The organism is Mesorhizobium huakuii (assembly GCF_014189455.1).
GTDB classification, from domain to species: Bacteria; Pseudomonadota; Alphaproteobacteria; order Rhizobiales; family Rhizobiaceae; genus Mesorhizobium; species Mesorhizobium huakuii_A.
This window is the reverse complement of the sequence record NZ_CP050296.1, coordinates 1,514,160-1,537,372: the sequence shown is the minus strand read 5'-3', so window position 1 is coordinate 1,537,372 and position 23,213 is coordinate 1,514,160. Positions and strand designations below refer to the sequence as shown.

The window sequence follows — 23,213 nt, the reverse complement described above, 5'->3', positions numbered from 1 at the left end:
CTGCCAGCCGCCAGCACCTTCGGAATCGCCTGCTTTTTCAGACGGTGTGTGGAACCAGCAGTCGGCCAACAGCTTATCTACGCATATTTGCGTGGAGCTTACATGCTGCAGAGATCCGGATTGCCGCACAACCGGTCAACCGATGGGATCGCTGCGCCGATGAGCGGGGCGCAAAGCTCGGCCAGGGATGCCGCACTGACCTATGTCAGCGATGCCGAGCCCGGTATCCGCCGGCTGAGGACCGGCAAAGGATTCTCCTACACGGGACCGGACGGGAAGGCGGTCTCTGATGCCGCCAGGGCGCGTATCGAGGCGATCGTCATTCCGCCGGCGTGGACGGATGTCTGGATCTCGCCCGATGCCAGCGGGCATATCCAGGCGACCGGAAGGGATCAGCGGGGACGCAAGCAATATCGCTATCATCCGCAATGGGCCGAGGAGCGCGACGGCGCCAAATATTCGAGCCTCGTTGCTTTTGCTGAAAGCTTGGCCGATCTGCGGCGCACGATAGACAGCGATCTGCGCCGTCACGGCCTGCCGTTCGAGCGGGTTGTTGCCGCGGTCGTCTGGCTGCTCGACAACACGATGATCCGCGTCGGCAACGCCGCCTATGCGCGCGACAATAAGAGCTTCGGCCTGACGACATTGCGCGACCGCCATGTCGATATCAAGGGATCGAGCCTGCGCTTTGCCTTCAAGGGCAAATCTGGCAAGGAATGGAAATTGAAGCTGGTCGATCGGCGCATCGCAGGGATCGTGCGGGGCGCCCAGGATCTACCCGGCCAGAAGCTGTTCCAGTATCTCGACGAGGATGGCAACAGGCGCCCGGTCCGCTCCGACGATGTCAACCGCTACATCAGGGACGCCGCCGGCGATACGTTCAGCTCCAAGCATTTCCGCACCTGGGGCGGCACCATCCATGCCGCGTCCCTGTTTGCGCAGACGGAGCTGCCCGAAAGCCAGACACAGCAAAGGCGGGTGATGAACAGCGTCATCGACAGAGTGGCGGAGCGGCTGGGCAACACACGCGCCGTATGTCGCAAATGCTATATCCATCCGCAGGTTTTCGAGGCCTGGTCGCAGGGACGGTTGCTGGCCGAAATGGCGGAGGCCAACAAGCGCAAGCGGTCCATAGACGGTCTCGATGACGAGGAAGCGCTCGTGTTGAGATGGTTGAAAACGCACGAAGGGTGACGCGCACCAATTGGCGGTCGCCACGTCAGATTTTTTTATCGACGCCGTGTCGGGATCGGTCCTACTGTTTCGTCCTTTGATACAGAAAAGGACCAACCATGCTCTACGCCATCCTCTGTTATGCCTCCGAAGACGTCGTCAGCTCCTGGAGCAAGGCACAGGATGACGAGGTCATGGCCAATCTCCTCAACGTTCAGGACAAGTACGCCAAGGCCGGCCGGCTTGGTCCGGTGGCCCGGCTGCTGCCGACGACGGCAGCGACCACGCTGCGGAAGGTCAAGGGCGAATCGGTGGTCATCGACGGGCCATTCGCCGAGACCAAGGAGCAGTTCCTCGGTTTCTATACGCTGGAATGTGCCGATCTCGACGAGGCCGTCGAATTCGCCCGTGAGCTCTCCGAGGTCAACCCGAGCGGTGGGTCCTATGAGATCCGGCCGGTCTCGATATTCAACCCCACCAAGGTGGCCGTATGACCGAACTTGCCTGGATCAGCTCGGCGATCAGCTCTGCCCGCCCGCAGGCGATGGGCGCGCTGCTGCGCTATTTCCGCGATCTCGACACGGCGGAGGAAGCTTTCCAGGATGCCTGCCTCAGGGCGTTGAAGAACTGGCCGCAGAACGGGCCGCCGCGCGATCCGGCGGCCTGGCTGATCTTTGTCGGCCGCAACAGCGGCATCGATGCGGTGCGCAAGCGCGCCAAGCAGGCGCCGATGCCGGAAGAGGACCAGATTTCCGATCTGGAAGATGCCGAGAGCGACATCGCCGAGCGGCTGGACGGGGCACATTATCGCGATGACATTTTGCGGCTGCTGTTCATCTGCTGTCATCCCGATTTGCCGGCAACGCAGCAGATTGCGGTCGCGCTACGCATCGTCTCCGGCCTCACCGTCAAGCAGATCGCGCGCGCCTTCCTGGTCGGCGAGAGCGCCATGGAGCAGCGCATCACCCGCGCCAAGGCACGCATAGCGGACGCCGGCGTGCCGTTCGAGACGCCGGGCGCGGTCGAGCGGTCGGAGCGGCTCGCTGCTGTCGCTGCTATGGTCTACCTGATCTTCAACGAAGGCTATTCGACCAACAGCGGCGAGGCGCCGGCCCGCGCGCCGCTGTGCGAAGAGGCGATCCGGCTCGCCCGGCTGCTGCTGCGGCTGTTCCAGGCCGAGCCGGAGATCATGGGGCTCACGGCGCTGCTTCTGCTGCAGCATGCACGCGCACCCGCCCGTTTCGACGAAGATGGCGAGATCGTTCTGCTCGAGGACCAGGATCGCGGCCTGTGGAGCCGCAAGATGATCGACGAGGGGTTGGCGCTGGTCGACAAGGCATTGCGTCATCGCAAACCCGGCCCCTACCAGGTGCAGGCGGCGATCGCCGCGCTGCATGCGCGGGCAGAGAAGGCCGAGGACACCGACTGGGTGGAGATCGACCTGCTCTACGGCCTGCTCGAACAGATGCAGCCGTCGCCAGTCATCACGCTCAACCGCGCGGTGGCGGTCTCCAAGGTGCGCGGCCCGGAAGCCGCGCTTGCCATGATCGAGCCGCTGGAAGACAGGCTTTCCGGCTATTTCCACTTCTTCGGCCTCAAGGGCGGGCTCTTAATGCAGCTCGACCGAGGTGAGGAGGCGCGGGTCGCCTTCGACCGCGCCATCGCGCTTGCCAACACGGCAGCGGAAGCGGCCCATATCCGCATGCATATCGACCGTTTGATGAAAGACGGTGCCGTGCGCGCGCCGGCGAAAAAGGCCAACTGAGCCGCGTTTGCCCCTCTGGCTCAATCGTGTCGCCTGGATCAATCGTGTAATTTGGCCTTGGACCATGCCGGGGTGGCGATTTTCCCTCGAAACGAGTAATGCCACGCCATGACTGCGCCTGAAGTGCCTTTCGGCATGCGGGGCGACATGGCGCGAGGCTTTGACCGCCATATGATGGGATCTGAAAGGGATAAAAATGACCATAGCAAGGGAAACGGCCGATCTTCTGGCGAAACTGGGTGTGGCCAAGGACACGCTGGTTGGCGGCGACCTCATCGTGCGCAGCCCGGTGACGGGCGAACAGATCGCGGCGCTGAAGACGATATCGCCGGCCGATGCGGCCAAGACCATCGATGCCGCGCACAAGGCATTCCAGTCCTGGCGGCTGGTGCCAGGCCCGAAGCGCGGCGAACTGGTGCGACTGCTCGGCGAGGAATTGCGTGCGCACAAGGCGGAGCTTGGCCGGCTGGTGTCGATCGAGGTCGGCAAGATCCCTTCCGAAGGGCTCGGCGAAGTGCAGGAGATGATCGACATCTGCGATTTCGCCGTCGGCCTGTCCCGGCAATTGTATGGCCTGACCATCGCCACCGAGCGTCCGGGCCACCGTATGATGGAAACCTGGCATCCGCTCGGCGTGGTCGGCGTCATTTCGGCCTTCAACTTCCCGGTCGCGGTGTGGTCGTGGAATGCCGCACTGGCGCTGGTCTGCGGCGACGCGGTGGTGTGGAAGCCGTCGGAAAAGACGCCGCTGACCGCACTTGCCTGCGAGGCGATCTTCAAGCGCGCTGTGAAGCGTTTCGGCGCGGACGCACCGGCAGGATTGGCGCCGGTGCTGATCGGCGACCGTGCCGTCGGCGAAATCCTGGTCGACCACCCCAAGGTGCCGCTTGTCTCGGCCACCGGCTCGACCCGCATGGGCCGGGATGTCGGCCCGCGCCTGGCCAAGCGCTTTGCCCGCGCCGTGCTGGAGCTCGGCGGCAACAATGCCGGTATCGTGTGCCCGACCGCCGATCTCGACATGGCGCTGCGTGCCATCGCCTTCGGTGCCATGGGCACGGCTGGGCAGCGCTGCACGACGCTGCGGCGCCTGTTCGTGCATGATAGCGTCTACGACGCGCTGCTGCCGCGCCTGAAGAAGGCCTATCAGAGTGTTTCGGTCGGCAATCCGCTGGAGACGTCGTCGCTGGTCGGACCGCTGATAGACAAGGCGGCGTTCGACGCCATGCAGAAGGCGTTGAAGGAAGCAGCCGCCCATGGGGGCAAGGTGACCGGCGGCACGCGGGTCGAGAACGGCCACCCCGATGCCTATTATGTGCATCCGGCGCTGGTCGAAATGCCGAAACAGGTCTCGCCGGTGACGGAAGAGACCTTCGCGCCGATCCTCTATGTGATGAAATATTCGGATTTCGACGCTGTGCTCGACGAGCACAATGCGGTCGGCGCCGGGCTGTCGTCGTCGATCTTCACCCGCGACCTGCAGGAATCCGAGCGTTTCCTCGGTGTCGATGGTTCGGACTGCGGCATCGCCAACGTCAATATCGGCACGTCGGGCGCTGAGATCGGCGGTGCTTTCGGTGGCGAAAAGGAAACCGGCGGCGGCCGCGAGAGCGGCTCCGATGCGTGGAAAGCCTATATGCGCCGCGCCACCAATACGGTGAACTATTCGAAGGCGCTGCCGCTTGCCCAAGGCGTTTCGTTCGACATCGACTGAGGCGCCGAGGCGTGCCTCGGGTCAGTGTCGATCAAGCTTGTCGAGCGTCAAGTGAGACAGACGGAGGACCCACATCCCGCCGTGACGCTGGACAGCTTTCCGCGCTTGTCCAGCGTCGGTTTTTCGTACCGTCTTTTCATTTGGGTCCCTCTCCAATCATAGCGCCGCGCATAGCAGGCATTGGAGTGCTAACGGCATGATGGATTCGTGCATCCCCCGCGCGGGGGATGCCGCACCGGTCAGCGGCCTGCCGTCGGACCAAAGGCGTCGGCGAAGGCGGTATCCATAATGGCCAGCTTCACCGCCTGGGCGGTTATGTATTCCTGATGGAAGTCGCGCGACACCCACATCACCGAGTTACCGCGTTGGCCGAGCCAGCCGACGCTGCCGAGATTTTCGGCATCACGCAGCTTGCGGGCCAAATGGGTTCGCGACAGTTTCAGCCATCTGGCGAAATCGCCGATCGAGACGATGCCGGTTGGGATCCGATCGAGGCCGGCATGGTCGGGATCGACGCTCGATATCAGCCAGTCCATGACGACGCCGCCATTGTTGAGCCAGGTGAACAAGGAAAAGGTCCGCTTGGGCTCGCGCACCGGATTGGACGACAGCAAGCCATCGGCAATCCGTGGCTGCACCATGGCGAGTGCGTCCGGCCGGGCCAGGAACACAGCGAGCCGGTTCCCTCCGTCGAGACTGTCCAGCGTCTGCAGATGCGCCAGCAGCCACAGGGTAACCGGCTCCAGCGAGGCCACCGACGGCTGCAGAGGGCGGATGCGGCAGTCCTGGGTTGCGGGCACATATTCGATGAAACCGTAGTGCAGCATTTCCTTGACGAAGGCGTCGGCGGTGTTGCGGCTGGCCACGGCATTCTGCCGGATCACGTCGATGAAGCGCGCAGCCGTCAGTTGCTTGCGATAGTCGTCAGGCTCCCGCCTGAAATGCAGGGCGAGGCCGATATGGGCCATCAGCCAGCGTTGCTGCGTGGCGAACACCGAGGAAAGCCGCGGATTCGTCTCATAGGTCTGGTTCATCGCCGTCGCCTGGACGCGAACACAGCGATGCAATGCCGGATGGCCGGCAATTTCTTCCAACGTGAGCGCCATTCTCCCCCGCTGCGATAAGCCCCCTTGTCGCGAAGACGCAAAAATACAATTTCAGCCTTCGCGGCTCGTGTCCAGACGCCGGCCGTCAATAGTGGGTGAATGTGTACAGTGGGAGCGAATTGCGTGAGCGCTCCGTGCGCGGCGCCGCTCAGCCACCGCCTTGCGATGGCGGAAAACAAGCCTTGAAGGCGTTGTCGACGACAGCCAGCTTGGCGGCCTGCACGGTCATGTATTCCTCATAGAACCTGTGCGACACCCACATCACCGAATGGCCACGCTGGCCAAGCCAGCCAATGCTGCCGAGTTCCTCGGCGGTGCGCAGTTTGCGGCCGAGATGGGTGCGCGACAGTTTGAGCCATTTGGCGAAGTCGCCGATCGAAACCACGCTGGTCGGAATCCGCTCCAGGCCGGCATGGTCCGGATCGATGCCGGACATCAGCCAATCCATGACGATACCGCCATTGTTGAGCCAGATGAACAGGGAAAAGGTCTGGTTGGGTTCGCGCACCGGCTCTGAGGCAAGCAGGCCGTCAGCGATCAACGGCTGCAGCGTGGCAAGCATGTCGGGCCGGTCCAGGTACCTTGCCAGCCGGTCGCCGCCATCGACATGGTCAAGCGTGCGCAGATGGGCGATCACCCAGCCGGTGAATCTCTCGATTGTCGCCGCCGTCGGTTGCAGGGGATGCGTGCGGCCGTCGCCGCCCGCCACATACTCGGCGATGTTGTAGTGCAGCATTTCCTTGATGAAAGCGTCCGCCGTGTTGCGGCTGGCCACCGCGTTCTTGTGCACGACCTCGATGAAACGCGATACGGTCAGCTCCTTGCGGCGGTCGTTCGGGTCGCGCCGGAAGTGCATGGCAAGGCCGACATGGGCCATCAGCCAGCGCTGCTGCGTGGCAAAGATGGAAGCCAGTCGCGGGGTTTCCTCATAGATGCGGATCAGGGACTGCGACTGTTCCTGAACGTAGCGGTGCAAGGCCGGATGGGCCGCTATGTCTTCCAGTTTCAGCGCGGATCTCCTGATCTCTTGAATCAACTCGTATCGCGAATTTGCGTTCCCCATTTTCCAGCCTTCAACACTTGTGTCCAGACGTACCAATTACGGAGAACAGGGCCTGCCGAGACACGCATCCACGACGACGGGCTTATGGTTCAATCTGCTAACCGATTGCTATGACTTGGAAAACCCCTCCCAATAATAGTCAGCCGAACGGCCGCTCGTTGAATTGACCTTCATCAGGGCCAGGCATAGTTTCCGCCTCATCCGACCGGCGGGGGCACGCCTTTCGGACAAGAGTGCATACCAGCCGTGGTTTTGACGAGCGATAAGACATCGCGCGGCGGCGAAGCTTTGCCGCGTTCTACTTCGAAATGCGAGTGACTGAGTGGATTATCGGAAAAAGATCGCGATTGGCAAAAATGCCGACGGCCTGCCTGTCTTGGGCGGGCCGTCGGTGCGTGGAACATGGCTGATCCTGCTGGCCGCCTCGGCATGTCTGTCGGTTCAGGCCAGTGCGTTCGCCGAGACCGCCAGCCAGATCACGCCGCCAAGCTTCCGGCCGCCACCGCAGGCCAACACGGTGGGCGTCTCCATCCCGGAAGGTTCGGGCCTCCAGGCGCCGGCGGGCGCCGAGAAGCTGAAGGTCAAGCTCAGGGATGTCAGCGTCGAAGGCGGCCTGCCTGACATGGCCGAGGCGACGCGCAAGATCGTTTCGGGCCTCGCCCATCGTACGGTGACGGCGGCGGAGATCTTTGCCGCGGCGCGCGCGCTGGAGACCGAATATGGCCGCGCCGGCTACGCGCTTGTTCGGGTTGTGCTGCCGGCGCAGAAACTCAACGACGGTGCCAGGCTCAGGCTCGTCGTTATCGACGGCTATCTCGAACGGATCGACACGAGCAACCTGCCTGAGCGCATACGCGGGCGGGTCGAGGCAACGTTGGCGCCGCTGGTCGGGCAGAAAAGCATCAAGCTGTCGGCGATCGAGCGCAAGCTGCTTCTGGCCGGCGACACGCCGGGCGCCAGGCTGCGCTCGACCTTGCAGGCCGGCGCCGCGAAGGGCGCCAGCGTACTGGTCATCGACGGCAAATATCGTCCGCTTGGCGGCCAGGCCACCGTCGACAATTCGCTGTCGCCGTCGCTGCAGCGCTGGTCGACAGGCGTCGGCGTCGATTTCAACTCGCTGCTTGGTCTCGGCGAACTCGTCTATGTGCGCATCGGCGGCTATCCCGATGGCGGTGAGAGCGGCCTGTTCACCGATGCCCCGCGCAACCGCAACTATGCCGCCGGCATCGTCGTGCCGATCGGCTATGACGGGCTGACGCTCAATCTGGAGGCCACCCACACACGCGCCAACCCGATCGCCGAGCCCGGCACGCTCGGTTTTGGCAGTGAATTCGAGCGTTATTCGGCGAGGCTTCGCTATCCCTGGATCCGCAGCCGCGAGCTGACCGTCAGCAGCGAACTCTCCTTCGACGCGCAGAACGATTTTCTCAATGCAGTGACGCCGATCTCGCTGCCGATCGCCGAGGATCGGCTGCGCATCATCAGATTCGGCACGGACGCAACCTGGTTCACGCCGCTCGGCGGCGTGTTCACCGGCAATGTCGTGGCCTCGTTCGGTATTGACGGGCTCGGCGCGCGCTCGGCCGCCGACGCCACGCCGCTGCTGCCGCTGTCGCGCCAGGGGGCCGATGCCGACTTCCCGAAGCTCGAGGTCTCGGCCAGCTACAGCCAGCCGCTGGCCACCCATCTCGGCCTCGATCTCTACGCCCGTGCGCAGACCTCGTTCGGCAAGCCGCTACTGCAGTCCGAGCAGATCGGGCTCACCGGCCCCAATGGCCTGTCGAGCTTCGACGCCGGCGCCCTGCAGGGCGATTCCGGCTATGTGCTGCGCGGCGAGCTGTCCTCGCCCTGGTACATGCCGTTCACCGGCGGCATCGTCTCGCTGTCGCCCTATGTCTTCGGCGCCGTCGGGCAGGTCCATCTCGAAATGCCGACCGTGCTCGAGACGGCCGATATTGTCGGCGTGTCATACGGGCTTGGCCTGAAGGTCGGCACGGCGCTTGCGGGCGATGCCACCAATGCCAGCCTGACGCTGGAATGGGGGCGCCAGCATCGCGACGACCATGTGCCGACCAGCGATCGCTTTTCGCTCGCCGGCGCCATCCAGTTCTGAGGCGTGAGTATGCGAATCCAGGACGTTTCACCACATCGCCTCAATCGCACCAGCGCGCCGTTGATGGCGCTGCTGCTGACGTCGACGGCGCTGGTCGGCTTCACCTCGGCGCGGGCACAGGAACTGCCAACGGGCGGCAGCGTTGCGTCGGGCGGCGTCACCATCTCGAACCCGTCATCCTCGCAACTGAGCATCAGGCAGTCGACCAACTCGGCCATCGTCAACTGGCAGAGTTTTTCGATCGGTGCGGGCGCTACCGTCAACATCGACCAGCCGACATCGTCCTCGACGATGCTCAACCGCGTCACCGGCGGCACCAAATCGACGATATCCGGTCGGCTCAACGCCAATGGCCAGGTCTTCCTCGTCAACCCCAACGGCATCGCCATCTCCAAGACAGGCAAGGTGAGTGCAGCCGGCTTCGTCGCGTCTTCGCTCGACATCAGCGACGAGGATTTTAAGGCCGGAAATCTCAAATTCGAGGGCAATGGAGCCTCAAGCACGGTTTCGAACCAGGGTTCGATCAGCATCGGCCGTGGCGGCTATGCGGCCCTGATCGGCGGCAGCGTCGACAATGCCGGCTCGATCAGCGTGCCGCTGGGCAAGGTTGGGCTCGGCTCGGGCGAGAGGGCGACGCTCGATCTTTCCGGCGACGGCTTCTTGCAGGTTTCGGTGCCCACCAAGGCGGATGGCAGCAACGCGCTGGTCAGCAATTCCGGTACTATCAGCGCCGATGGCGGGACAGTCGAGCTCAAAGCGGCGGCGGTGCGCGATGCGGCGCGCCAGGCGGTCAACATGTCGGGCGTTGTCGAGGCACGCACCGTGTCAGGCCAGTCCGGCGCCATCGTGCTTGGTGGTGATGAGGGATCCGTCGAGATTACAGGCACACTCGACGCCTCGGCCAAGGCCGGCGGCAAAGGCGGCAAGGTCACGGTCACCGGCCGCAAGCTGAAGCTCAAGGCAGCCAAGGTCGACGCCTCGGGCAAGGACGGCGGCGGCACCGTCAGGATCGGCGGCGACAAGCAGGGTTCTGGCACGCTCCAGCGAGCCCCGACGACCGAGGTTGATGCCAATACAACGATCAACGCCAGCGCGACCGGCACGGGCGATGGTGGCACGGTGATTGTCTGGTCGGACGGGCAGACGAAATTCGCCGGCAAGATTTCCGCTCGCGGCGGCGAGGATGGCGGCAATGGCGGCTTCACGGAAGTCTCTGGCAAGCAGCACCTCGACTTCACCGGCTCCGTCGACTTGCGCGCCCGCTTCGGCGACACCGGCGATCTTCTGCTCGACCCCTACAACGTGACCATCTCCAATGCCGCCGGCAATACCGGCGGCAGCATGACCGCCAACACCAATGACAGCGTCATCAATGTCACCACGCTGCAGAACCAACTGGCGCTGGCCAACGTCACCATATCGACGGGCAGCGGCGGTTCGCAGGCCGGCGACATCACCATCGCCGCGCCGATCGCCTGGAGCGCCAACACGCTGACGCTCAGCGCCTATCATTCGATCGTCTTCAACGCGAACGCCACGATCGGGGGCGTCGGTGGCCTGTCGCTGGTCACCAACAATGGCGGCACTGGCGGCACGATCTCCTATGCGCTCGGCGCCTCGGCGACATTCACCGGCACGCAAGGCGCGCAGGCGCTGTCGGTCAATGGCCAGAGCTACACACTGATCTACGATGTCAACGGGTTGCAGGCGATCAACAGTGGCCTGACCGGCCTCTATGCGCTGGCGAAGAACATCGATGCCAGCGCCACGTCCAGTTGGAACAGCGGCCTCGGCTTCATATCGCTGGGCACCGACGGCAACAGCAATATTCAGAACAGCGGCAACGGTTTCACCGGGACCTTCGACGGCCTTGGCCACGCCGTCGATGGGCTGTCGGTGACGCAGTCCGCCGCCCAATATGTCGGCCTGTTCGGCTATGTCGGCGCGGGCGGCTTTGTCCAGAATGTCGGCGTCACCAATGTGACGGTCCGAGGATTTAAGACACTTGGTGGGATCGTGGGCTTCAATGCCGGCACGGTGACCCAAAGCTATTCGACCGGCCAGCTGTTCACGACGCAGTACGGTTCCAGTTCGGGCGGCCTGATCGGCGAAAATGATGGCGCACTGTCCGACAGCTTCTCGACGGTCGTCGTCAACGCGCGCGACACCAATACCGCGGGCGGCGCGGTGGGCTACAACTATTTCGGAACCATCGATCGCGTCTACGCCATGGGTGCCGTCGATGTCGGCAGTGGCGGCGCCGCCGTCGGCGGCCTCGTCGGATCGAATTATGGCTATTCGTTTGTCGGCAGTGGCGGCAGGATAACCGACAGCTATTCGACCGGTGCGGTCAGCGGCGGATGGCTTGGCGGCGCGTTTATCGGCAACAATCTTTATGATGGCACAGTCACAGGCGCGTATGACACATCGACATCCGGCCCTTACAACACCTCATCCACCGCCAAGCCCGCGATCGGCGGCGGCACCACCGGCGGGTCGGTCAATGTCGTCGGCCTGTCGACCTCCAGCCTCCAGAATGGCGGCGCGAGCGGTCTCAGCGCCGCCTATGGCGGCGGCACCGGTGGCCTTTATCCCTATCTGAAGAGCTTCTACCCAAATGGCGCCCAGGCGATTTCCGGAATTGCCTACAAGGATAGCGGCAACACGCCGCTGATTTCCGGCACCGGCCAGCCCTATTACACAAAGAATCCCGGTCTTGTGTCCGTCGTTTCCGGCGGCGTCAAACTTGGCACCGTCTCGACCGGGACGAACGGCTATTACTATCTCGCTCTGCCGGCCGGTACGGTCTCGAACGCGGTGCTTGCCTACACGGTTGCCGACGCAGACTCGGGCGCCAGGAACGGCGTGACGTTCCGGACCGGTCTGTCCGGCGGTAACATCTCGAACCTCAACGTCTATGGCGACTGGCGCCTCGACGAGGCGGATGGCTGGATCGCTTCGCTGTCGGCGCTGAACAGCGCCTACGCTTCCACGGCAGGATCGACCTCGGTCGGCAGCCTGTCCTTCGCCAACCGCCAGATCGAAACCGCGGCGACGACCTTCGCCCTCGATCAAGCGCTCTCGGCTGGCACCGGCACCCTGGCGCTGTCGTCGAACGGCACGGTGACACAAGGGGCGACCGGCAATGCCATCACCGCAGGCTCCCTATGGTTCGGCGGCAGCGGCTCGTTCGCGGTCAATGGCGCCGGCAACCAGATCGGCACCGTCGCCGGCAATATCGGTTCCGTCGATCTGCGCGACGACGCAAGCCTGACGGTCGCAAGTGCCTCCAATGCTCGCGGCGCCAGTACAAGCGGGGTCAACGCCACCGGTTCCGTCAAGCTGCGGACAACGGGCGACCTGACCATCTCGGCCAGCGCGCCGGTCAGCGGAGCGAACCCCGTGCTTGCCGCTTCTGGCAAGTTCATCAACAACCGGGGCAGCGACGCCGTCACCGCCACCAGCGGACGCTGGCTGGTCTATGCGGCGAACCCGACTGGCAACACATTCGGCAATCTGGACAGCGGCAACACGGCGATCTGGAACACGGCGGCGGGCGGAGCGGTGAGCGCGGCCGGCAACCGCTACGTCTTTGCCTATCAGCCGACACTGACCTTCACGTCCAACAATGCGACGAAGACCTATGGCGACACTGCCCTGCCGCCGCTGACCTCTTCAGTGGCCGGCTACCAGACGGGCGTGATCGGCGCGTATCTCGGCGATACCGCAAGCACGACGTTCAGCGGCGGCCCAAGCGTGACGTCCGTGAACCCGCCGAGCAACACGCAGGTGGGCGCTGGATCCTATGCAATCACCGTCAGCGCCGGCAACCTCGCGGCGTTGAGCGGTTATGGTTTCGCCTACAACAGCGCGGGCCTTCTCACCATCGGCAAGCGCGCGGTGACGGTGACGGTGACGCCGGGCCAGGGAAAGATCTATGGCGATGCCAATCCCTCGTCCTATGGCTACACCGTCTCCGACCTCGGCGCCGGTGTGGCTTTGGCCGGCAGCCTCACTCGTGCGGCCGGGAACAATGCCGGGACGTATGCCATCAACCAGGGCAGCGTCACCAACGCCAACAATTCGAACTACGACATCACCTACGTCGGGGGCAATTTCACCATAGCCCAGCGGGCGATCACCGTGACTGCCGCCGGCAAGAGCCGCACATACGGAAGCAGCAATCCGGCGCTCACCTATCAGCTCACATCAGGCAGTCTTGTCGGCAGCGACAGCCTGACAGGCGCGCTGACGACATCGGCGACAACAACGTCCAACGTCGGCAGCTACGCCATCACGCAAGGCACACTCAACAACAATAATTACGCGATCACCTATGTCGGTGCCAATCTGTCGGTGACGCCACGCGCCATCACGGTGACAGCCGATGCCAAGACCCGCATCTACGGCGATGCCAATCCCGCGCTGACCTATCACCTCACATCAGGCAGTTACGTCAATGGCGACAGCCTGAGCGGTGCTCTGGCGACAACGGCGACGACGGCATCATCTGTCGGCAGCTACGCCATCACGCAAGGCACACTCGCCAACAGCAACTATGCGATCACCTATGTCGGTGCCAACCTGTCGGTGACGAAACGCGCCATCACGGTGACGGCCGATGCCCGGACCCGTGCCTATGGCGACGCCAATCCGGCGCTGACCTATCAGCTGACATCAGGTAATTTCGTCAATGGCGACAGCCTCGGTGGATCGCTCGCAACAACAGCGACGACGGCATCTGGCGTCGGCAGTTACGCCATCACGCAGGGCACGCTCGCCAACAGCAACTATGCGATCACTTATGTCGGCGGCAATCTGGCGGTGATGCAGCGCGCCATCACGGTGACGGCCGATGCCAAGAGCCGTGCATATGGCGATGGCAATCCGGTTCTGACCTACCAGTTGACCTCGGGCAATTTCGTCAATGGCGACAGCCTTAGCGGTTCGCTCGCAACAACCGCGACGACGGCATCCGGTGTCGGCAGTTACGCCATCACGCAGGGCACGCTCGCCAACAGCAACTATGCGATCACTTATGTCGGCGGCAATCTGGCGGTGACGCAGCGCGCTATCACGGTGACGGCCGATGCCAAGAGCCGCAGCTATGGCGACGGCAATCCGGCACTGACCTATCAACTGGCCTCGGGAAATTTCGTCAATGGCGACAGCCTTACCGGCGCGCTGGCGACAACGGCGACGACGGCATCTGGTGTCGGCAGTTACGGCATCACCCAGGGCACGCTCGCCAACAGCAATTACGCAATCAACTACGTTAGCGCGAACCTTTCCGTGACGCCGCGCGCGGTCACGGTCACGGCCAATGCGGGGCAGAGCAAGATCTATGGGGACAGCGATCCGCTGTCCTACGGCTATACAGTATCCGATCTCGGCGGTGGTACAGCGCTGGTCGGTGTTCTCGACCGGGCAGCCGGCGAGAATGTCGGCACCTACGCGATAGGGCAGGGAACGCTGACCAATGCCTTGAACTCGAACTACGACATCACCTATGTCGGCGCCGGCTTCAGCATCGGCAAGCGGTCAGTCACCGTCACGGCCAATGCTGGCCAGGACAAGACCTACGGCGACGCGGACCCGACCCTCGGCTACACGGTTTCCGATCTCGGCACTGGCGCGGCACTGGTCGGCGCACTGGACCGGGCGACGGGTGAGGATGTCGGCACCTACGCCATTGGGCAAGGGACGCTGACCGGTGCGAACAATGCGAATTACGACATCAGCTATGTTGGTAGCAATTTCAGCATCGGCAAGCGGGCGATAACGGTCACGGCCACTGCCGGACAGCACAAGGCCTACGGCAATGCCGATCCGTCGTCCTATCTCTACACCACCTCCGACCTTGGCAGCGGCACGGCCCTCGTCGGCACGCTTGATCGCGTGGCGGGCGAAAGCGTCGGCGCCTATGCGATCGGCCAAGGCACGCTGACCAACGCCAACAATTCCAACTACGACATCAGCTATGTCGGTTCGGATTTCACCATCGGCAAACGCGCGATCACGGTGACGGCCAATGCGGGGCAGGGCAAGACCTATGGCGACAGCGATCCGCTCTATTATGGTTACACCGTTTCGGATCTCGGCAATGGCGTCGACCTGGTTGGTTCTCTCGAGCGTGTCGCCGGCGAAAACGCCGGTACCTACGCCATAGGCCAAGGCACTCTGGCGAGTTCGAATGCCGACTACGACATCACCTATGTCGGCGCCGACTTCACCATCGCCAAGCGCGCCGTGACGGTCACCGCCAATGCCGGCCAAGGCAAGATTTACGGCGACGCCGATCCGTTGGCCTATGGCTACACCCACTCGGATCTCGGCAACGGCGTCGACCTGGTCGGCGCGCTTGATCGCGTCGCCGGCGAGAATGTCGGCCGTTATTCGATTGGGCAGGGCACGCTGATCAACGCGGACAATTCGAATTACGACATCACCTATGTCGGCACCGATTTCAGCATCGCCAAGCGGGCCGTGACGGTCACAGCCAATGCCGGGCAGGGCAAGATTTATGGCGATGCCGATCCGTCGTCCTATGGCTACAATCATTCCGATCTCGGCAATGGCGCGGCTTTGGTTGGTGCTCTCGACCGCGCTTCCGGCGAGAATGTCGGCAACTATGCGATCGGGCGAGGCACGCTCACCGATGCCGCCAATTCGAACTACGACATCACCTATGTCGATGCCGGCTTCAGCATCGGCAAGCGGTCGGTGACGGTGACGGCCGACGCCGGGCAGGGCAAGACCTATGGCGATATCGATCCGTCGTCCTATGGCTACAGCTATTCCGATCTCGGCAATGGCGCGGCTTTGGTTGGTGCTCTCGACCGCGCCTCCGGCGAGAATGTCGGCAATTATTCGATCGGGCGAGGCACGCTCACCGGTGCCGCCAATTCGAACTATGACATCAGCTATGTCGGAGCCGACTTCAGCATCGGCAAGCGATCGGTGACGGTCACGGCGAATGCCGGCCAGGGCAAGACCTACGGCGATACCGATCCATCGTCCTATGGCTACAGTTATTCCTATCTCGGCAATGGCATCGCCCTTGTCGGCGCGCTGAACAGGGCCGCCGGCGAAAATGCCGGCAGCTATGAAATCGGCCAGGGCACGCTGACCAACGCGGCCAACGCGAACTACGACATCACCTATGTCGGCTCGGATTTCACCATCGGCAAACGCGCAATCACGGTCGTGGCGGATGCGCAAAGCCGGCCGCAAGGCATGGCCAACCCGCCGCTCACCTATACGATCGGCGGGCTGGGCCTGGTCGGCAGCGATGCGCTTGCCGGCGCACTCTCGACCGCCGCGACGCCGGCCAGCATACCGGGCAGCTACGCGATCGAGCAGGGGAGCCTCACTGCCTCGGCCAATTACGAGCTGACCTATGTCGGCGCCGATCTGGTTGTCTCGGCGCCCAACACGATCCCGACATCGCAGGCGGCCACCACGGTGGCCTACAATGCCGATGCTTATGGCGCCGGCGCGCCGGCCCCGGTCTTCTTCACCGGCCAGCCGGTGGGTGGCGACACACAGACGCTGGTCGAGGATCCCCGGCTTGGCAGCATCGCCTTCTGCCAGGGCATGGCCGAGACCGCGTCCGTCTGTTCGGTCGCGGCGGTCCAGTAGCGGCACGGGGCGGAACATGCAGCGCCAGACCCTCTTCCCAGGTCGCCTCAATCGCACCAGCGCGCCGCTGATGGCGCTGCTGCTGACGTCGACGGCGTTGGTCGGCTTCACCTCGGCGCGGGCGGTGGAACTGCCAACGGGCGGCAGCGTTGCGTCGGGCGGCGTCATCATCTCGAACCCGTCATCCTCGCAACTGAGCATCAAGCAGTCGACCAATTCGGCCATCGTCAACTGGCAGAGTTTTTCGATCGGCGCGGGCGCTACCGTCAACATCGACCAGCCGACATCGTCCTCGACGATGCTCAACCGCGTCACCGGCGGCACCAGATCGACCATATCAGGCCAGCTCAACGCCAATGGCCAGGTCTTCCTCGTCAATCCCAACGGCATCGCCATCTCCAAGACCGGCAAGGTGAGTGCCGCCGGCTTCGTCGGCTCCTCGCTCGACATCAGCGATGACGACTTCAAGGCCGGCAAGCTGACGTTCCAGGGCAAGGGCGCCTCGGCGGCCGTCTCAAACGAAGGTTCCGTCTCGATCGGCCGTGGCGGCTATGCGGCACTGATTGGCGGCAGCGTCGACAATGCGGGTTCGATCAGCGTGCCGCTGGGCAAGGTTGGCCTGGGTTCTGGCGAGAAGGCGACGCTCGACCTTTCCGGCGACGGCTTTTTGCAGGTCTCCGTGCCGACCAAGGCGGATGGCAGCAACGCGCTGGTCAGCAATTCCGGCTCGATCAGCGCCGATGGCGGGACGGTCGAGCTCAAGGCTGCGGCGGTGCGCGATGCCGCGCGCCAGGCCGTCAACATGTCCGGTGTCATTGAGGCACGCACCGTGTCAGGCCAGTCCGGCGCCATTGTGCTGGGCGGCGGCGACGGCTCGGTCGAAATCTCCGGCAAGCTCGACGCTTCGGCCAAGAGCGGCGGCAAGGGCGGCAAGGTCACGGTCACCGGCCGGAAGGTGAAACTCAAGCATGCCGTCGTCGATGCCTCGGGTAGGGATGGCGGCGGCACCATCAAGATCGGCGGCGACAAGCAGGGCAAGGGGACACTGCAAACCGCTGCCACGACAGAGATCGATGCGGCCACGACGATCAACGCCGACGCCACCGGCACCGGCGATGGCGGCACGGTCGTCGTCTGGTCCGACGAGCAGACCAAGTTCGCCGGCAAGATCTCGGCACAAGGTGGGGCTGATGGCGGCAATGGCGGCTTCACGGAAGTGTCGGGCAAGCAGCGCCTTGACTTCACCGGCTCCGTCGACCTGCGCGCCCGCTTCGGCGACACCGGCGATCTTCTGCTCGACCCCTACAACGTCACCATCTCGAATGGTGCCGACACCGGCGGTTTCACCGCCGGTTCCAATGACAGCGTCATTAATGTCACCACGCTGCAGAACCAGCTGGCGCTGGCCAATGTCACCATCTCGACGGGAAGCGGCGGCTCGCAGGCCGGCGACATCACCATTGCCGCGCCGATCGCCTGGAGCGCCAACACGCTGACGCTCAGCGCCTATCACTCGATCGTCTTCAACGCCGGCGCCACGATCGGCGGCGTCGGTGGTCTGTCGCTGGTCACCAACAATGGCGGCAGCGGCGGCATCATGTCCTACGCGCTCGGCGCGGAGATCACTTTCACGGGCACCCAAGGGGCGCAAGCGCTGTCGATCAACGGGCAGAGCTACACACTGATCTACGACATCAACCAGCTGCAGGCGATCAACAGCGGGCTGAACGGCCGCTATGCGCTCGCCAACGACATCGAGGCCAGTTCCACCTATTCCTGGAACAATTTGATGGGTTTCATAGCCCTTGGCACAGACGGCAACACAAATATCCAGAACGGCGGCAACGGCTTCAACGGCACGTTCGACGGTCTTGGCCACATCATCAACCAGATCTGGGTCAGGCAGATCCCGGCCAATTATGTCGGCCTGTTCGGCTATGTCGGCGGCTCGGGCGTGGTGTGCAATGTCGGCCTGGTCGACAGCTATACAAGCGGCTCGTATGACACCGGCGCCATAGCCGGCTTGAACAAGGGTACGATCTCAGGCGTTTGGGCAAGCGGGTATCTCGAAGGCGTCAGCGGGTCGGGTGGTCTGGTCGGCACAAATCAGGGCACGATCACCCGGTCGTTCTCGACGGTGGCGGTGCAATCGCGCGATTCCAACAACGTCGGTGGCATTGCAGGCTACAACAGCGGCACGATCAGCCAGGTCTATGCCAGCGGCTCGGTTCTCGGCGGCGACAAGACCGGTGGCCTGGTCGGATTGAATCTGGGCTCGCTCAGCGACGGTTATTCGACCGGGGCCGTCAACGGAACGATGGGCGCCACCGGCATCGGCGGCAGCGTCGGCTTTTCCTGGGGCACGGTCACCAATGTCTACTTCGACACCACCACCTCGGGAACGACCACGGGCGTGGGCAGCGGCGGCACGCCCGGTGTCATCAGCACCGGCCTGACCACGGCGCAGTTGCAATCGGGCGGCGCCACGGCCCTCAGCGCGGCTTTCGGCGGCGGGACCGGCGGCCTCTATCCCTATCTGAACAGTTTTTGTCCAAACGGCGTCCAGGCCATCTCCGGCATCGCCTACAAGGATAGCGGCGTCACGCCGCTGTCGTCGGGCACGCGCCAACCCTACTATGTGAAGAACCCCGGTTTTGTCACCGGCGTCTCGAACGGCGTCGACATCGGCACCGTCACCACTGGCGTCAACGGCTATTACTACATCGCCGTGCCGACCGGCTGGATCAACGACAGCGTGCTGGCTTACACAGTCCGCGACGCGGATCCGAGCAACAGCTCGGGCGCTCAAAACGGCGTGACGTTCCGGACGGGCCTGTCGGGCGGCAATGTCACCAATCTCAACGTCTACGGCAACTGGCGTCTCGACGAGGCGGACAGCTTGATCACGTCCCTTTCGGCGCTGCAAAACGCGGCTTCTGCGACGGTCGGCTCGACCTATGTCGGCAGCCTCACCTTCGCCAACTGGCAGATCGAAACGGCGGCGACAACCTTCGCGCTCGACCAGGCGATATCGATCGGCGGCGGCACGCTGGCGCTGTCGTCGAACGGCGCGGTCACTCAGACAAACAACCTGGCGGCAGCATCGCTGTGGCTCGGCGGTACGGGCGATTTCAACCTGACCAATGCCGGCAACCAGATCGGTACGGTTGCCGCCAATGCCGGATCGGTCAACCTCGTCGATCTGGGCGGGCTGACCATCGGCAGCGTCGCCAGCGCGCGGGGCGTGACCACGACCGGCGCCAACACAACAGGGCAGGTCCAGCTGCAGACATCAGGCGACCTGACGATCGCAGCAAGCGCCAAGGTCAGTGGAACCAATCCGGTGCTGGCGGCGGGCGGCAAGTTCATCAACGGCCGTGGCAGCGATGCCGTCACCGCGACCAGCGGACGCTGGCTGGTCTACGCGGCAGCACCCACCGGCAACACGTTCGGCAATCTCGACAGCGGCAACACGGCGGTCTGGAATACGGCGACCGGCGCAACGGTGGGCGCGAGCGGCAACCGCTATGTCTTCGCCTACCAGCCGACGCTGACCTTCACCTCCCAAAATGCTTCGAAGGTCTACGGCGACACCGCCATGCCGACATTGACCTACACGGTGTCGGGTTATCAGGCAGGGGTAGCCAACGCCTATCTCGGCGACAGCGCCGCCACCGCCTTCAGCGGCGCGCCGTCGCTCTCACCCCCACTCACGCTTGCCACTCAGCAACTCGGAGCCGGGACTTATACGATTACAATCGATGCCGGCGATCTCGTCGCCCTGACCGGCTACGGGCTCGCTTTCAACAGCGCCGGATTGTTCACCGTCGCCAAGCGGGCAATCGCGGTCACAGCCGATCCCGATCAGCACAAGACCTATGGCGATGACGATCCCGCTTCCTACACCTATGCGGTTTCGGACCTCGGCACTGGCGTCGCCCTGGTCGGCGCGCTCGATCGTGTTGCCGGCGAGAACGCCGGCGCCTATGCCATTGGCCAGGGCACGCTGACCAACGCCAACAATTCGAACTATGACATCAGCTATGTCGACGCCAATTTCACCATCGACAAACGGGCCATCACCGTCACCGTCGATCAGGGTCAGGGCAAGGTCTATGGCGATGCCGATCCGGCAGCCTACACCTATACCGCTTCCAATCTCGGCGGTTTGACCCTGACGGGCAGCCTCGACCGATTGGCGGGCGAGAATGCAGGCACCTACGCCATCGGACAGGGCACGCTGGATGTCTCCAATTCCAACTATGACATCACTTTCGTCGGCGCCGATTTCACCATTGCCAGGCGCCCGGTAACCGTCACCGTCAATCCGAACCAGGGCAAGACCTATGGCGATGCCGATCCGTCGTCCTACACCTATAGCTATGGCAATCTCGGCAGCGGCGAAGCGCTGGTCGGCTCACTCGACCGCGTTGCCGGCGAGGATGTCGGCGCCTATGCCATCGGCCAGGGCACGCTGACGAATGCCGACAATTCGAACTACGACATCACCTTCGTCAGCAAGGATTTCAGCATCGGCAAGCGGGCGGTCACCGTCACGGCCAATTCGGGCCTGGGCAAGATTTACGGCGATGCCGATCCATCGTCCTATGGCTACAGCTACTCAGACCTAGGCACGGGCGTGGCGCTGGTCGGCGCACTCGACCGTGCCTCTGGTGAGATTGTAGGCGCATACGCGATCGGCCAGGGTACGCTGACGAACGCCGACAATTCGAACTATGACATCACCTTCGCCGGCGCGGATTTCAGCATCGGCAAGCGCGCGGTCACCGTCACGGCCAATTCCGGCCAGGGCAAGACCTATGGCAATGCCGATCCGACCCTTGGCTACAGCTATACCGACCTTGGCAGTGGCGCGGCGCTGGTCGGCGCCCTCGATCGCGCTTCGGGCGAGAATGTCGGCACCTACGCGATCAGCCAGGGCTCGCTGACCACCGCAGGCAATTCGAACTACGACATCACCTTTGTCGGTTCGAACTTCAGCATCGGCAAGCGCGCGGTAACCGTCACCGCGACTTCCGGACAAGGCAAGACCTACGGCAATGCCGACCCGTCGTCCTACGGCTACACTCACTCCGACCTCGGCAGCGGTGCGGCCCTTGTAGGTGTGCTCGACCGTGTGTCGGGCGAGGATGTCGGCAGCTATGCCCTTGGACAGGGTTCGCTGACCAACGCCAACAATTCGAATTACGACATCACCTATGTCGGCTCGAACTTCAGCATCGGCAAGCGCGCGGTCACCGTCACGGCCACTGCCGGACAGGGCAAGACCTATGGCAATGCCGATCCGTCATCCTACGGCTACACCTACTCGGACCTTGGCACGGGCGCTGCTCTCGTCGGTGTGCTTGACCGCACCGCCGGCGAGAATGCCAGCACCTATGCGATCGGCCAGGGCACGCTCTCCAATGCCAATAATGCGAATTACGACATCAGCTTCGTCAGCAAGGATTTCACCATTGCCAGGCGGGCGGTCACGGTCACGGCCAATTCCGGCCAGGGCAAGACCTACGGCAACGCCGACCCGTCGTCCTATGGCTACACCTACTCAGATCTCGGCGCGGGCGTGGCGCTCGTCGGAGTGCTTGACCGTGCCGCTGGCGAGAATGTCGGAAACTATGCGATCGGGCAGGGGACGCTAACCAATGCTGCCAATTCGAACTATGACATCAGCTTCGCCAGCGCGGATTTCGCGATCAGCAAACGGGCGGTCACCGTCACGGCCAATGCCGGCCAAGGCAAGACCTATGGCGATGCCGACCCATCGCTCGGCTACACCTTCTCCGACCTTGGCAGCGGCGCGGCTTTGGTCGGCGCGCTCGACCGCGGCGCGGGCGAGACTGTCGGCACCTATGCGATCGGGCAAGGCACGATCACCAATGCCGCCAATGGCAACTATGACATCACCTATGTCGGGACCAACTTTGCCATCGGCAAGCGGGCGGTCACGGTGACCGCCAATGCCGGTCAGGGCAAGATCTACGGCAATGCCGATCCGACGCTTGGCTATACCGTCTCCAACCTTGGCAGCGGCACGGCCCTTGTCGGCGCACTCGATCGCGCTTCGGGTGAGGATGTCGGTACCTATGCCATCGGCCAGGGCACGATCACCAATGCCAACAACTCCAACTACGACATCATCTATTCCGGTGCCGATTTCACCATCGGCAAGCGGGCGATCACCATCGTCGCCGACGCGCAAAGCCGGGCGCAGGGAGCGGCCAATCCGCCGCTCACTTACGCGGTCGGCGGGCTCGGACTGGTCGGCAGCGACACGTTCAGCGGCTCGCTCTCGACCGATGCGACCACGGCAAGCGCGCCGGGCCGTTATGCCATCGAACAAGGCAGTCTTGCCGCCTCGACGAATTACGACCTGACCTATGTCGGCGCCGATCTGGAGGTGCGGGCCACTGACGTGGTTCCGTCGGCCGATACCGCCAGCGTTGTTGCCTACAACGCCACCATCCATGGCGGCGGACAGCCTGTCCCGGTTTTCTTCACCGGCAAACCGGCCGCCGGCGAAACACAGGCGCTGGTCGAAGACCCGCGTCTCGAAAGCCCTGCCTTCTGCCAGAACATCGGCGAGATCGCGGCTGTCTGTAGCGCCGGGTCGGTGCAATAGG

At 63.6% G+C, this 23,213-nt stretch carries 9 protein-coding genes; 7 read left to right on the top strand and 2 right to left on the bottom strand.

The genetic code is table 11. The annotated features are described in order from the left end of the window. Positions 1–102 precede the first annotated feature (102 nt). The 4 genes from HB778_RS07520 to amaB all read left to right on the top strand — a co-directional run bounded on the left by HB778_RS07520 (position 103) and on the right by amaB (position 4,649). Positions 103–1,194 (top strand): DNA topoisomerase IB, encoded by a 1,092-nt coding sequence (locus HB778_RS07520; RefSeq protein ID WP_183462715.1) that lies wholly within the window; start codon positions 103–105, stop codon positions 1,192–1,194. Positions 1,195–1,292: 98 nt separating this feature from the next. After that, positions 1,293–1,667 (top strand): YciI family protein, encoded by a 375-nt coding sequence (locus HB778_RS07515; RefSeq protein WP_027030781.1) that lies wholly within the window; start codon positions 1,293–1,295, stop codon positions 1,665–1,667. After that, positions 1,664–2,938: an RNA polymerase sigma factor gene (locus tag HB778_RS07510; protein ID WP_183462713.1), complete on the top strand. Its 1,275-nt coding sequence runs from the start codon at positions 1,664–1,666 to the stop codon at positions 2,936–2,938. The genes HB778_RS07515 and HB778_RS07510 overlap by 4 nt, the downstream gene beginning before the upstream one ends. A gap of 196 nt (positions 2,939–3,134) precedes the next feature. Next, the gene (amaB, locus tag HB778_RS07505) at positions 3,135–4,649 is read left to right on the top strand and encodes an L-piperidine-6-carboxylate dehydrogenase (RefSeq protein ID WP_183462711.1); all 1,515 of its coding nucleotides are present in this window, start codon (positions 3,135–3,137) and stop codon (positions 4,647–4,649) included. A 239-nt stretch (positions 4,650–4,888) separates the two neighbouring features. On the opposite strand, the gene HB778_RS07500 is transcribed toward amaB, so the two are convergent. Continuing rightward, positions 4,889–5,755, bottom strand: coding sequence for a hypothetical protein (locus HB778_RS07500; RefSeq protein WP_183462709.1), 867 nt, complete (start codon positions 5,753–5,755; stop codon positions 4,889–4,891). A gap of 148 nt (positions 5,756–5,903) precedes the next feature. Beyond that, on the bottom strand, positions 5,904–6,818 hold the full coding sequence (locus tag HB778_RS07495) for a hypothetical protein (RefSeq protein WP_183462707.1): 915 nt from the start codon (positions 6,816–6,818) through the stop codon (positions 5,904–5,906). A gap of 322 nt (positions 6,819–7,140) precedes the next feature. Here HB778_RS07495 and HB778_RS07490 point away from each other — a divergent pair, with 322 nt between their 5' ends. From HB778_RS07490 to HB778_RS07480, 3 genes are read left to right on the top strand one after another with little or no spacing between them, the layout of a single operon-like run. Then, positions 7,141–8,931 (top strand): ShlB/FhaC/HecB family hemolysin secretion/activation protein, encoded by a 1,791-nt coding sequence (locus tag HB778_RS07490; protein ID WP_244661862.1) that lies wholly within the window; start codon positions 7,141–7,143, stop codon positions 8,929–8,931. A gap of 9 nt (positions 8,932–8,940) precedes the next feature. Next, positions 8,941–16,572 carry an MBG domain-containing protein gene (locus HB778_RS07485; RefSeq protein WP_183462705.1) on the top strand — a complete coding sequence of 2,544 codons (7,632 nt, stop codon included), beginning with the start codon at positions 8,941–8,943 and terminating at the stop codon, positions 16,570–16,572. A gap of 16 nt (positions 16,573–16,588) precedes the next feature. Then, positions 16,589–23,212: an MBG domain-containing protein gene (locus HB778_RS07480; RefSeq protein WP_183462703.1), complete on the top strand. Its 6,624-nt coding sequence runs from the start codon at positions 16,589–16,591 to the stop codon at positions 23,210–23,212. Position 23,213 lies beyond the last annotated feature (1 nt).

Bases quoted from the DNA above. Each gene is read 5' to 3' on its own strand.
- HB778_RS07520 (WP_183462715.1), top strand. From the start codon at position 103: ATGCTGCAGAGATCCGGATTGCCGCACAACCGGTCAACCGATGGGATC.
- HB778_RS07485 (WP_183462705.1), top strand. From the start codon at position 8,941: ATGCGAATCCAGGACGTTTCACCACATCGCCTCAATCGCACCAGCGCG.
- HB778_RS07480 (WP_183462703.1), top strand. From the start codon at position 16,589: ATGCAGCGCCAGACCCTCTTCCCAGGTCGCCTCAATCGCACCAGCGCG.
- HB778_RS07515 (WP_027030781.1), top strand. From the start codon at position 1,293: ATGCTCTACGCCATCCTCTGTTATGCCTCCGAAGACGTCGTCAGCTCC.
- amaB (WP_183462711.1), top strand. From the start codon at position 3,135: ATGACCATAGCAAGGGAAACGGCCGATCTTCTGGCGAAACTGGGTGTG.
- HB778_RS07510 (WP_183462713.1), top strand. From the start codon at position 1,664: ATGACCGAACTTGCCTGGATCAGCTCGGCGATCAGCTCTGCCCGCCCG.
- HB778_RS07495 (WP_183462707.1), bottom strand. From the start codon at position 6,818: ATGGGGAACGCAAATTCGCGATACGAGTTGATTCAAGAGATCAGGAGA.
- HB778_RS07500 (WP_183462709.1), bottom strand. From the start codon at position 5,755: ATGGCGCTCACGTTGGAAGAAATTGCCGGCCATCCGGCATTGCATCGC.